The organism is Pseudomonas sp. GW-45 (assembly GCF_056896675.1).
On sequence record NZ_CM167674.1, the window covers coordinates 624,280 to 636,135 of the forward strand.

The 11,856-nt window shown below is 51.7% G+C and carries 12 protein-coding genes; 10 read left to right on the top strand and 2 right to left on the bottom strand.

What is annotated here, in order from left to right:
* Positions 1 to 6 precede the first annotated feature (6 nt).
* The 8 genes from AC1XYH_RS02755 (at position 7) to rfbD (ending at position 6,977) form a co-directional block, all read left to right on the top strand.
* Entirely contained in the window at positions 7 to 894 is an 888-nt protein-coding gene (locus AC1XYH_RS02755; RefSeq protein ID WP_483325139.1) for a DUF6625 family protein, read from the top strand.
* Positions 891 to 1,817 (top strand): glycosyltransferase family 2 protein, encoded by a 927-nt coding sequence (locus tag AC1XYH_RS02760; RefSeq protein ID WP_483325140.1) that lies wholly within the window; start codon positions 891 to 893, stop codon positions 1,815 to 1,817. Before AC1XYH_RS02755 ends, AC1XYH_RS02760 begins: the two co-directional genes overlap by 4 nt.
* Positions 1,814 to 2,620 (top strand): glycosyltransferase family 2 protein, encoded by an 807-nt coding sequence (locus AC1XYH_RS02765; RefSeq protein WP_483325141.1) that lies wholly within the window; start codon positions 1,814 to 1,816, stop codon positions 2,618 to 2,620. The genes AC1XYH_RS02760 and AC1XYH_RS02765 overlap by 4 nt, the downstream gene beginning before the upstream one ends.
* Before the next feature lie 25 nt (positions 2,621 to 2,645).
* On the top strand, positions 2,646 to 3,512 hold the full coding sequence (locus AC1XYH_RS02770) for a glycosyltransferase (protein ID WP_483325142.1): 867 nt from the start codon (positions 2,646 to 2,648) through the stop codon (positions 3,510 to 3,512).
* 62 nt (positions 3,513 to 3,574) lie between these two features.
* Positions 3,575 to 4,678, top strand: a complete 1,104-nt coding sequence (rfbB, locus tag AC1XYH_RS02775) for a dTDP-glucose 4,6-dehydratase (protein WP_483326288.1) — start codon at positions 3,575 to 3,577, stop codon at positions 4,676 to 4,678.
* On the top strand, positions 4,675 to 5,553 hold the full coding sequence (rfbA, locus tag AC1XYH_RS02780; protein ID WP_483325143.1) for a glucose-1-phosphate thymidylyltransferase RfbA: 879 nt from the start codon (positions 4,675 to 4,677) through the stop codon (positions 5,551 to 5,553). The genes rfbB and rfbA overlap by 4 nt, the downstream gene beginning before the upstream one ends.
* Complete coding sequence (gene rfbC, locus AC1XYH_RS02785) at positions 5,550 to 6,092, top strand: dTDP-4-dehydrorhamnose 3,5-epimerase (RefSeq protein WP_483325144.1); 543 nt, start codon at positions 5,550 to 5,552, stop codon at positions 6,090 to 6,092. Before rfbA ends, rfbC begins: the two co-directional genes overlap by 4 nt.
* Positions 6,093 to 6,977, top strand: a complete 885-nt coding sequence (gene rfbD, locus AC1XYH_RS02790; RefSeq protein ID WP_483325145.1) for a dTDP-4-dehydrorhamnose reductase — start codon at positions 6,093 to 6,095, stop codon at positions 6,975 to 6,977.
* A 25-nt stretch (positions 6,978 to 7,002) separates the two neighbouring features.
* On the opposite strand, the gene AC1XYH_RS02795 is transcribed toward rfbD, so the two are convergent.
* Positions 7,003 to 7,587, bottom strand: a complete 585-nt coding sequence (locus AC1XYH_RS02795) for a BUD32 family EKC/KEOPS complex subunit (protein WP_483325146.1) — start codon at positions 7,585 to 7,587, stop codon at positions 7,003 to 7,005.
* Between the two features lie 110 nt (positions 7,588 to 7,697).
* On the opposite strand from AC1XYH_RS02795, the gene msbA reads away from it, so the two are divergent.
* Both msbA and hldE read left to right on the top strand, forming a co-directional pair.
* The gene (gene msbA / locus AC1XYH_RS02800; protein WP_483325147.1) at positions 7,698 to 9,482 is read left to right on the top strand and encodes a lipid A export permease/ATP-binding protein MsbA; all 1,785 of its coding nucleotides are present in this window, start codon (positions 7,698 to 7,700) and stop codon (positions 9,480 to 9,482) included.
* A 49-nt stretch (positions 9,483 to 9,531) separates the two neighbouring features.
* On the top strand, positions 9,532 to 10,965 hold the full coding sequence (gene hldE / locus AC1XYH_RS02805; RefSeq protein ID WP_483325148.1) for a bifunctional D-glycero-beta-D-manno-heptose-7-phosphate kinase/D-glycero-beta-D-manno-heptose 1-phosphate adenylyltransferase HldE: 1,434 nt from the start codon (positions 9,532 to 9,534) through the stop codon (positions 10,963 to 10,965).
* 15 nt (positions 10,966 to 10,980) lie between these two features.
* On the opposite strand, the gene AC1XYH_RS02810 is transcribed toward hldE, so the two are convergent.
* Complete coding sequence (locus tag AC1XYH_RS02810; protein ID WP_483325149.1) at positions 10,981 to 11,856, bottom strand: metal ABC transporter ATPase; 876 nt, start codon at positions 11,854 to 11,856, stop codon at positions 10,981 to 10,983.

Sequence of the window (11,856 nt, forward strand, 5' to 3'; positions counted from 1 at the left end):
GTGTGCATGATCAATAGCAAAAAAACTGCCCCGCCCAGCATCCGATTTGTCATACCTTATTTTGGCGCATGGCCATTTTGGATGGATTATTTCCTGCAGGGCTGTCGGCGTAACCCGGATATTGATTGGTTATTTTTTACCGATTGCGGGATTCCCGACCAGGCACCTGCGAACACGCAATTTATTGAAATGTCCTATGCCGACTACTGCGCTCTGGTGTCCGCGCGTTTGGGTATAGAGTTTTACCCGGCTAATCCGTACAAGCTATGCGACATAAAACCAGCGTTGGGATACATCCATGCCGAACATCTTGCCGGCTACGACTTTTGGGCGTTTGGTGATATCGATGTGGTGTACGGTGACTTGAGACGCTATTTCACTGCGGCTCGGCTGGCAGAGAAAGACTTGTTCGCCACACACGTGCGACGCATTTCTGGCCACCTTTGTTTGCTGCGTAATACAGCGGTCATGCGCGAGGCCTTTAAGCTTATACCGCATTGGCAACAGCGCTATGCAGATGAGGCCCATCAGGCGCTCGATGAAGGGGCGTTCAGCCGTTTATTTGTTCGTCACAAAAATTGGCCAGAGGGTTTACGCCGCTTTGCCGCGCGCTTCAACCGCTGGGCGCAGCGCAGTGAGTTTATTGAGTCGCACAGCACATTCAGCATGCTTCCTGATGGACAGAGAGTGGTGCCAGATTACTGGTTTCTCCAGAAAGGACGGCTCACCAACAGCGCATTAAACGGGCAAGAGTTACCTTATTTGCATTTCCTGGTCTGGAAAAACCAGCATTGGCAGGGTATTTCGTCTGAGAAGCTTCGCGGTCCGGCGCACTTGTCACGGCAGGATTCGTGGTGGGTAAGTGAAAGCGGTTGGCAAGAGTTTCGCCCATGAGCCCCATCGCCTCCATTAACGCTCCATTGGTCTCGGTCATTGTACCTTGTTACAACTACGCGACCTTTGTTGCCGAAACCTTGCGCAGCGTTCTCACACAGGACTATCCGAATTTTGAATTGATTGTTGTTGATGATGGTTCAAGCGATAACAGCGTCGAAGTAATCGAAGCAACATTGGCCCAGGAACAGGTCAATAGTCTGGTTCGCCGGGTAGAGTTTATACGTCAGAAAAATGCAGGTGTTAGTGCTGCGCTTAACACTGGTTTGGAGCACGCTCACGGGGTTTTTGTGGCGACCTTTGATGCTGATGATCTTATGCCCGCCGGCCGCCTTGCTGTGCAGTTAGCGTATCTGCAGGCCCACCCTGAGGTTGGTTGTCTTGGCGGTGGAGCCGTGCGTATAGACGAGCACGGCGTGCTGCTGCCGAAGAAGGACAAAAAGCGATCTGTGCGACGCTACGATTTTTCGCAGGCGTTGGCGGCTGCCTTAGTGGTTGGCGGTAACATCGCAGTCTACCGTCGTGACGCAATGGACCTGGCCGGTCGTTATGACCCCAAGATCAAAATTCAAGACTTTCAAATGACTTTGAAGGTGGCTGAAGCGGGCTTCTTCGTCGATATCCTGCCAGAAGTAGTGACCTTGTATCGTAAGCACGACGGCAGTTTATCGAAAAACTACAAAGCGGAATATCGCTACGGATTAGAGGTTATTGCCCCCTATGCCACGCATCCGCAATACGAATCTGCCAAAGCGCGGCTAATCACCAAAGCGCTGCGCATGGCTGTTGTCTATGATAAGTCTTTCGGCTGGTCGCTGATCAGGCAAGTGCCCCTACGGCTATGGGACAAACAATTACTCAAGCGGCTGCGCCACCTGTTGCTGAAAAAGCCGAAGACTGCGGCAAGGGAAACACTGCAATGAATGGATTAAAACAAGTGGAAGGCAATAGCGCGGAAGGGCCAGTGCGCATCGATGTTGTGATCCTTAGCTTTGCCAAGAATGCAGAGTTGCGTGCAATGACCGACACGTGTCTTGATACGTTGCTAGCGTCGGAGAGCTCTAAAGACGTCATCTTTGATGTCATTGTGGTGGAGTCTAACCATCAGTCGCCTGAATACACGCAAGCTGGAGTGCGCACGCTCTACTTGCCGCCGCCATTCAATTACCACCAATACATGAATGAAGGCATCAAGCGCACCACCGGCCCCTTTGTAGCCATTTGCAACAACGACCTGTACTTTCACCCTGGGTGGGCGTCGGAGCTGCTTCAAGCGTTTTCCGCTGATACGCAACTCATCAGTGCCAGTCCGGCCTGCTCTCTGCATCATCCAAAAAACGGCTTTGCGGTGAACTCAGGTGTTTATCCTGGCTATGGCGTACTAAAAGAAATATCTGGTTGGTGCTTGGTATTTCGGCGCAGCATGCTCGAAACCACAGGTCTGCTCGATGAGCGCTTTTATTTTTGGTATGCGGATGACGACTATGCGCGCACGCTTGAGAAGCATGGGTTAAAGCATGCTTTGGTGACTTCGTCAGTGGTTGATCATCTTGATAGTAAAACGCTAAAGACACATAGCTCCGTAAAACAGATGTTGATGACCAAAAGAGCGAAGTATGATTTCGAAGAAAAGTGGAGCTCTAAAAGTAGATATTATTTCTTTAGAAAAAAATTGAAGCTCTATTTAAAACTACCTTTCTATTATCTCGGAATAAAGAAGCTGTGATTTTTTATTATGGAGAGTGCTTCCGTTGATTTCTATAGTTATATGTAGTGTCGATCCGCAGCGGCTGTCGAACGTCCGCCGTAATATCGCTGACACAATTGGTGTTGATTACGAGATTATTGCTATTGATAATCGTGTTAGAAACTTAGGGCTGTGTCAGGCATATAATGAAGGTGCTGAAAATTCGCGCTTTGATTGTATATGTTTCTTGCATGAGGATATTGAGTTCATTTCCCAGGATTGGGGCGTGACCCTGCTTCGTCATTTCCAAAATGACCCAAGCTTAGGTTTGGTGGGGCTTGCAGGTAGCAGATATAAATCGTCCAAGCCGTCGGGATGGTCCGATGGTTGGGGGGAGGATATTTGTATCAATATTTGGCACGGGCAACCAGATGCGATGGAGCAAACGTTAGTTAAGCCCAAGCAATTTACGGAAGATAATTTAGTAAGCGTTGTTGCGCTGGATGGCGTTTTTTTGTGTTCCCCAAGGGCCGTGTGGTCTAAAGTTCGTTTCTCTGATCAACTGACGGGCTTTCATTATTATGACGTTGATTATAGTTTGCGTGTGGCTCAAAAATATTCGGTGGCTGTTGCTTACGATATTCCCCTCCTGCATTTCTCATTGGGTAACTTTGGGCGTGAGTGGGCTAGCCAAGCGCTATTATATGCAAAGTCTTCATCAGTGCCGCTACCTGCTCATGTGCTTGGGAGTGTGTCTGCTAACGGAGTTAGACTCCGAGAGCGGGCAACAGTGCGTTGCTGGTTGAAATTGTTAAGGAAGAAAAAGCTACCTTTTTCACTTAGGTTTAAGTGGTTGCGTAATTCTGGTTTCGGTAGTTTTCCTGGTCTGTGGTGGCTGGCCTTTAAGTTTTTATTCATAAGAAAAAAATGAGCTGATTAGTCTGGAGCTCTGAGTTGACGCATAGTGCGATTAAAATGGGAAAAGGTTTTGATATGAGTGCTCATCGTATTTTGGTTACCGGCGGCGCGGGTTTTATAGGGTCTGCCGTAATTCGGCACTTAATTGAGCGCACAAATAGCATAGTGCTGAATTTTGATTTGTTGACTTATGCTGGAAATCTTGAATCTCTGAGCCCTATAAGTTCCTCTCCGCGGTATACGTTCGAGATGGGAGATATATGTGATAGCGCATGCATTTCACGGGTGGTTGACGATTTCGAACCCGACGCAATCATGCATTTAGCGGCGGAGTCTCATGTTGATCGTTCGATTGATGGTCCGGCTAGCTTTATTCAAACTAATATAGTGGGTACCTATACTTTGCTCGAGGCGTGTAGAGCTTACTGGGCTGCACTTTCCCCCGAGCGAAAGAGCGCTTTTCGCTTTCATCATATTTCTACCGACGAAGTTTATGGTGATCTGGAAGGTGTGACTGATCTTTTTACGGAAAACACCGCATATGCCCCCAGCTCTCCTTATTCGGCTTCAAAGGCGAGCTCTGACCATCTAGTCCGTGCTTGGAACAGGACCTACGGCTTTCCGATATTAGTGACGAACTGCTCAAATAATTATGGCCCGTTCCACTTCCCGGAAAAATTGATCCCCCACGTCATTCTCAACGCGCTGCATGGTAAGCCTCTTCCGGTTTACGGTGATGGCTCGCAGATTCGTGACTGGCTCTATGTTGAGGATCATGCGCGCGCCCTATGTCGGGTGCTGGAAGCAGGCACAATAGGTGAAACCTATAACATTGGTGGTCATAACGAAAAGCGCAATCTTGAGGTGGTCGAGACTATTTGCTCGTTGCTGGAAGAGATGGCTCCGGATAAACCAGAAGGCGTTGTGCGTTACCGCGACCTTATTACCTTCGTGACTGATCGTCCTGGTCATGATGCGCGTTACGCGATTGATGCATCTAAAATGCAGCATGAGCTAGGCTGGGCACCAGAGGAGACCTTCGAAAGCGGTATTCGTAAAACGGTTAGTTGGTATTTGAACAATCGAGAGTGGTGGAATCGGGTTTTGAACGGCGATTATAAGCTGGGGCGACTTGGCGAAAGTGCCTCAGTACAGGAAACAAAGGAGGGGAAGTCATGAAAGGTATCATTCTGGCCGGCGGATCTGGCAGCCGGCTACATCCGATAACGCGTGGCGTATCTAAGCAGCTGTTGCCGATTTACGACAAACCGATGATTTATTACCCGCTTTCTGTGTTGATGCTGGCCGGAATTCGCGAGGTGCTGATCATCTCTACGCCTGAGGATTTGCCCAGTTTTCGCAAGTTGTTGGGCTCGGGGGCGGAGTTTGGTATCTCTCTTAGCTATGCCGAGCAACCTTCCCCAGATGGCCTTGCGCAAGCGTTCCTGATCGGCGAGGAGTTTATCGGCGACAGTAACGTTTGCCTTATTTTAGGCGACAATATTTTCTACGGGTATGGCTTCAGTGCCATGCTGCGTGAAGCGACCGAAAGGAAGCGCGGTGCGACTGTCTTCGGCTACCACGTTAACGACCCTGAGCGGTTTGGTGTAGTGGACTTTGACCAAAGCGGCAAAGCATTATCCATTGAAGAGAAGCCTGCCAAGCCGAAATCTAATTACGCGGTTACTGGGCTGTATTTCTACGATAATCAGGTTGTAGATATCGCGCGCCAAGTTAAACCGTCCGCACGTGGTGAGCTGGAAATTACCGATATAAACAACGCTTATCTGCAACGCGGCGAGCTCAATGTCAGCTTACTTGGGCGCGGCTTTGCATGGCTGGATACCGGAACACATGATTCCCTGATGGAAGCGAGTCATTTTGTTCAGACAATTGAGGCACGACAGGGCTTAAAGGTAGCCTGCCTCGAAGAGATAGCTTTCCGCCGTGGGTGGTTGGATGTTGAGACGTTGCGCACACAGGCCGTAGCACTTAGTAAAACCGGTTACGGCCAGTATCTGCAGCGACTATTGCATCAGGAGGACAGTAAGTGAAGGTCATCGAAACCCCCTTAGCGGGCGTGATTATCATTGAGCCAAGGGTTTTTGGCGACTCTCGCGGCTTTTTCATCGAGAGCTTTCAGGTTGATCGTTACCGCGATGCAGGTATTGATTTAGCTTTTGTTCAAGACAACCAGTCCCGCTCGACCAAAGGCGTGTTGCGTGGATTGCATTTCCAGCGCACTGCTCCGCAAGGCAAATTGGTGCGCGTCAGCCGCGGCGCCGTGTGGGATGTGGCGGTAGATATTGATCCACAGTCGCCTACTTATGGTCAGCACGTCGGAGTAGAGCTCAACGATGAGAATCATCGTCAAATGTGGGTGCCGCCTGGTTATGCGCATGGCTTTTGCGTGTTGAGCGAAGTGGCTGATTTTGAATACAAATGCACTGATTATTACCGCCCGGAAGATGAGGGCGCAGTGTTGTGGAATGATCCGGATCTGAATATACCTTGGCCTGTTGAACATCCTCGGTTATCTGAGAAGGACTTGAGTAATCCCACTTTGCGTCAGCTCATTGAGGGTGATAATTAAATGCGGGTCTTAGTAACCGGCGCCGGTGGTCAGGTCGGTACTGAATTGCGCCAAAGGGTCCCTGCTTGGGTTGAGCTAACTGCGCTGAACTCCGGCGAATTGGATATTTCTGACGCGTCCGCAGTAGAGCGCTGTGTCACTGACCTTCGGCCGCAGCTTTTAATAAACGCTGCGGCCTATACCGCTGTGGATCGTGCTGAAACGGAAGAGGATAAAGCCTACGCAGTTAATGCGCGGGGAGCTGAAAATCTGGCACGTAGCGCTCAGGTTGCCGGCATACCTTTATTTCATATTTCGACCGATTACGTGTTTAACGGTGACAGCAGTGCTGCGTATTTGGAGCAGGCTACTACTGATCCGCAGACGGTATATGGGCGGAGCAAGCTAGCTGGCGAGCAATCGGTAGCCACCTTATGCCCACGGCATGTAATTTTGCGTACCAGCTGGGTTTTTTCTGCCCATGGCGGTAATTTCGTGAAGACCATGCTGCGTCTGGCAGCAGAGCGAGACGAATTGCGCGTGGTAGCTGATCAGTATGGGGGGCCTACGTCGGCAGCTTCCATTGCGGCGTGTTTGTGGAAGATGGCCGATGAGTATCGTAGTAAGCAAGAAGGCTTTAACTGGGGTCTATTCCACTTTTCCGGTGCTCCGCAAACCAGCTGGCACGGCTTTGCTGATCACATCATTGCGGCGGCAGCAACGGCTGGGCTGATCCAGCGTAGTCCGCAGGTTCAGCCGATCACCAGCGCAGAGTTTCCGACGCCAGCTCCTAGGCCTGCTTTTTCAGTACTGAACTGCGAGAAAATTCGCGAGCAGCACGGTATTGAACAGCCAGATTGGCGCGGTGATGTGCTGGTGGTGCTGGCGGAGCTTGGAAAGGCTTAAGCCTGATACTGGATAAGCGCAGGCCTTAGGAAAACAGCCGTTTTATATCGAATCCAATATGCGCCCAATCCTGCTCGTAGCGCAGCAGGTGCTGGTAATTGCGTGCACGTAGCCTTTTTGACAACGGCCGATTGAGGCAACGCATATCGGATATGTCGATTAGTCCGAATTCGTTGTCTGGGGTGAGCACTATGTTGCCCAAATGCAGCGAGCGAAAGTACACACCCTTGTCGTGCAGGGACGTGACGAAAGTGGCTAGATTCATCAGCAGTTCAAAGCTCTCAATGCCCCTGCTGTCGTTCAATAACTGGCGTAGCGTGTTGCCAGCCAGAGGGCTGTAGTGAACAACTGAGCGGTAAGGATCCGGCAGGTGGTACAGAGCTATTATTTGCGGGCAGGGGATATTCCTCTGCTGCAGCAAGGAGGCGTTTTCAGCAAAGCGTTGTGCCGGGGTAAAAAACGCGTTCTTTGAAAGCCAGCTTTTGCGTCTAAAGAGCTTCAAAAAAGTGCCGTCGGCCAGTCGCAGTACCTTAACGCCATGCCCATCCTCTTCCAGCACGCTGGCACCCAGGCGCATTGCGTCGAATTGATCTCTGCTGAGTGGCTGCATGTGGCTTTCCTGATTAAAAACGCTAGTTTACCGCAGTTTGCTTCCAGTCGCTGAGTCGTCATCGAGCTGTGTTAAACTCAACGCTTGACCCTTCACTCGTGACTATATTCATGTCGAACGATCAGAAAGAATCTTTCATGCAATCCAGCCTGCGTATCTACGCGCGACTGCTGGGCTATGTAAAACCTTATTGGCTGCCTTTCGCCATCAGTATCTTCGGCTTCGTTATTTTTGCCTCGAGTCAGCCTGCGATGGCTTGGGTGCTGAAGTACTTCGTTGATGGTTTGAACAGTGGCGAGAACGCGCAATTTTTTGGCGTACCCATGATATGGGGATTTCCGCTATTTATTGTTGGCGTGGCAACGTACCAAGGCATTGGCTCCTTTCTAGGTAACTATTACATAGCCAAAGTATCACTGGGGGTGGTGCACGACTTACGCACGGCGCTGTTCAATAATTTTCTGACGTTGCCTAACCGCTATTTCGATAACCATAGCTCCGGGCACCTGGTCTCGCGGGTCACATTCAATGTAACTATGGTCACGGGCGCCGCTACCGATGCCATCAAGGTGATTTTTCGCGAAGGTATGTCGGTGATTTTCCTGTTTGGTTACCTGCTATGGATGAACTGGAAACTGACTTTGGTGCTGATCGCCATTCTGCCGATCATCGCGGTCATGGTGAACAGTACGAGCAAGAAGTTTCGCAGCCAGAGCAGGAAGATTCAGACGGCCATGGGTGACGTTACACACGTTACATCCGAGACGATCCAGGGATATCGGGTGGTACGTAGCTTTGGTGGTGAGAAATATGAAACCGAGCGTTTCAACAAGGCGAGTGAAAATAATCGCCAACGCGGGCTGCAAATGACGCGTACAGGTGCTGTTTATACGCCTACTTTGCAACTGGTCACCTATTCCGCAATGGCGGTGGTGATGTTTTTGGTGTTGTTCTTGCGCGGCGATGCCTCCGTGGGCGATTTGGTTTCCTACATCACGGCGGCAGGTTTGTTGCCGAAGCCGATTCGGCAATTGTCCGAAGTCAGTGCGAACATTCAGAAGGGCATTGCGGCAGCCGAGAGCATTTTTGAGCAGCTGGATGAAGATCCTGAACTGGATGAGGGCGAATTTGAGAGTGAGCGAGTAAGTGGGCAGCTTGATATTTCTGGTCTGAGCTTCACTTACCCAGATACTGACAAGAAGGTACTGGACGATATCTCGTTTTCCATCGCACCAGGTCAGATGGTCGCTCTAGTGGGGCGCTCCGGCAGTGGTAAATCCACCTTGGCGAACTTGATCCCGCGTTTTTACCAGCACGACCAGGGTCAGGTATTGCTCGATGGCGTGCCAATTCAAGATTATCGCCTACCTAATTTACGGCACCACATCGCGTTGGTAAGCCAGCATGTGACGCTGTTCAACGACACTATCACCAGCAACATCGCTTATGGAGATTTGGCTGGCGCCCCTCAGGAAGAGGTTGAAGCGGCTGCCGAAGCAGCATACGCCAAAGAGTTTATTGATCAGTTGCCGCAAGGCTTCAATACACTGGTTGGCGAAAATGGGGTGCTTTTGTCGGGTGGTCAGCGCCAGCGTTTGGCGATTGCCCGCGCGTTGCTTAAAGATGCTCCGGTACTGATTCTCGACGAAGCTACGTCGGCGTTGGATACCGAATCAGAACGCCACATTCAAGCTGCGCTGGACCGGGTAATGGAAGGCCGTACTACGTTGGTGATTGCCCATCGACTGTCTACTATTGAGAAAGCCGATATCATTTTGGTGATGGACCAAGGGAAGATTGTCGAACGTGGTTCGCATGCCGACTTGTTGGCGCAGAACGGCTATTACGCACGCTTGCACAGCATGCAATTTGAAGACGAACAACCCAACGAATGAGCAACGCTCCGGCGCCTGATGCCGGACCCAGATACAGGTATCAGACACGATGAAATTGACCATGCCCCGCTTCGACTCTGCCCCGGTATTGGTGGTTGGGGATGTGATGCTGGATCGCTATTGGCATGGGCCTACCCATCGGATCTCGCCCGAAGCGCCGGTGCCGGTAGTCAAAGTCGAGCAGATAGAGGATCGCCCCGGCGGCGCCGGTAACGTCGCTCTGAATATCTCTGCTCTTGGCGCTCCGGCTTGGCTGGTCGGTGTAACCGGGCAAGACGAGGCTGCCGAGAGCTTGCAGCAGCGTTTGAATGCCGCTGGTGTTTACTGCGACTTTCAGCAGTGCAAGGATCAGCCGACTATCACCAAGCTGCGTGTCATGAGCCGCCATCAGCAATTGATTCGCCTGGATTTTGAAGAGCGTTTCAACACCGATGCTGACGCGCTGCTGGCCTCAGTTGCCGGCTTGCTGGATAAGGTCAAAGTCTTGGTGTTGTCGGACTACGGCAAAGGTGCATTGGTTAATCATCAGGCTTTGATCAAGCTCGCCCGCGAGCACGGCGTTCCTGTGCTGGCAGATCCTAAGGGCAGCGATTTCTCCATCTACCGCGGCGCTAGCCTGATCACCCCAAACCTGTCGGAATTTGAAGCAGTGGTAGGACGTTGCAGTAGCGAGCAGGAGCTGGTCGAAAAAGGCATGGCGTTGGTCGCTGAACTGCAGCTTGATGCTCTGCTGGTGACTCGCAGTGAACAAGGCATGACGCTCTTGCGTACGGGTGAGCCTGCGCTGCATCTTCCTGCGCGCGCGTTGGAAGTCTTCGACGTAACGGGTGCGGGCGATACGGTGATCTCTACCTTGGCTGCCGCTTTGGCTGCCGGCGAAACGCTACCCAATGCAGTAGCGCTATCGAATATTGCCGCTGGTATCGTGATTGGCAAGTTGGGCACCGCCGCTATCAGTGGGCCCGAGCTACGTCGTGCGGTGCAGCGCGAGCAGGGTAGTGAGCGTGGTGTGGTCGGTGTCGAACAGTTGCTGCAGGCGCTGGATGATGCCCGTGCCGTGGGAGAGCGTGTTGTGTTTACCAACGGTTGCTTCGACATCATCCATGCTGGCCATGTAGGCTATCTGGAAGAGGCGCGAAACCAGGGTGACCGCCTTATTGTGGCCATTAACGATGACGCTTCGGTAACACGACTGAAGGGCCCGGGGCGGCCGATCAACAGCGTCGAACGACGCATGACAGTGCTGGCGGGTCTGGGCGCGGTGGACTGGGTCATTAGTTATGGTGAAGATACCCCGGAGCGATTGCTGGAGCAGGTTAAACCTGATGTGCTGGTAAAAGGCGGCGATTACAGCGTAGAGCAAGTGGTAGGCGCGCCTATTGTTCAAGCCTATGGGGGCGAAGTGAAAGTGCTCAACTTCGTTGAGAGCTGCTCAACTACCGCTATTGTGGAAAAAATCCGCGAGCGTGGCGATCAAGGCTGATCGTCACTCAATGTACTAACGCTCGCCAAGGCCTTCCTGCCAGCTGCAATGCGGGGCTTCTACCACCCATCCGCGTTGTTCAGCGAAGGCCTCGCTCAACGTCATGTCACGGCTGTCCTGTTCTATCAATTCACCTTTTTGCAAAGTGAATAAATGACCGGTTGCTGCGCCGTTTACACGTTCGGCCAGGAATAGTTCAGGGCGCTGATAGTCCATTTGTGCGACCAGCTCACCGCTCTCTTCATCAAGAAACTCATCGGTATGCAGCAGCGACAGTCGTTGCGCCGACTCTGGCAGCTCCAACTGCATCTGATAGACCAACTGCAGCGAGTTGCTGGGTAGGTGAACGTAAGCGCGCGGGCGTTCGAGCAGGTTCAGCTCGCGACAAATTACCGGTCGGCTGGCGCCGCTACGCGAGGTCAGCCGGAATACCTTTTCCTCGTCCAAAGCCAAGCTTCCAGCATAGGGCGTCGGCAGCCACGTATTCTGATACTGGCCTTGCAGCCACCCCGATTCGGTTTCGATTAACAGTTCTTCGGCTATTTCAGTCATGGCGGTCAGTAGCGGCACGCGTAGCTCATGGGCTGGCACGTAGCCTGACAACAGCTTTAGCACGTTGTCACCATGGTCGGGTCTATCCTGTCTTACCAGTAGCTGAAACTCGCGCCCTTGCCATTTCAGTTGTAGATCAACTGACACCCCCAGGTTGGCAACCGTTAGTTCGAAATGTTCGGGGTCATCTAATGTGATTGGTTGTCGCCGTTGTTGCATCTCGGCAAAGCTCAGGGGGTTGCCGGTTGGGGTGTAACGCAGCACTTCGCTGCTAGCCTGCACCTGAATGGCCTGGGTTTTGAACACGATGGGACTCTTGCGTGCGACGATCAAGGTCAT

Coding starts and splice junctions, on each gene's coding strand:
- msbA (WP_483325147.1), top strand. CDS start 7,698: ATGTCGAACGATCAGAAAGAATCTTTCATGCAATCCAGCCTGCGTATC.
- rfbB (WP_483326288.1), top strand. CDS start 3,575: ATGAGTGCTCATCGTATTTTGGTTACCGGCGGCGCGGGTTTTATAGGG.
- AC1XYH_RS02765 (WP_483325141.1), top strand. CDS start 1,814: ATGAATGGATTAAAACAAGTGGAAGGCAATAGCGCGGAAGGGCCAGTG.
- rfbD (WP_483325145.1), top strand. CDS start 6,093: ATGCGGGTCTTAGTAACCGGCGCCGGTGGTCAGGTCGGTACTGAATTG.
- rfbA (WP_483325143.1), top strand. CDS start 4,675: ATGAAAGGTATCATTCTGGCCGGCGGATCTGGCAGCCGGCTACATCCG.
- AC1XYH_RS02810 (WP_483325149.1), bottom strand. CDS start 11,856: ATGACCTTGATCGTCGCACGCAAGAGTCCCATCGTGTTCAAAACCCAG.
- AC1XYH_RS02760 (WP_483325140.1), top strand. CDS start 891: ATGAGCCCCATCGCCTCCATTAACGCTCCATTGGTCTCGGTCATTGTA.
- hldE (WP_483325148.1), top strand. CDS start 9,532: ATGAAATTGACCATGCCCCGCTTCGACTCTGCCCCGGTATTGGTGGTT.
- AC1XYH_RS02755 (WP_483325139.1), top strand. CDS start 7: ATGATCAATAGCAAAAAAACTGCCCCGCCCAGCATCCGATTTGTCATA.
- AC1XYH_RS02795 (WP_483325146.1), bottom strand. CDS start 7,587: ATGCAGCCACTCAGCAGAGATCAATTCGACGCAATGCGCCTGGGTGCC.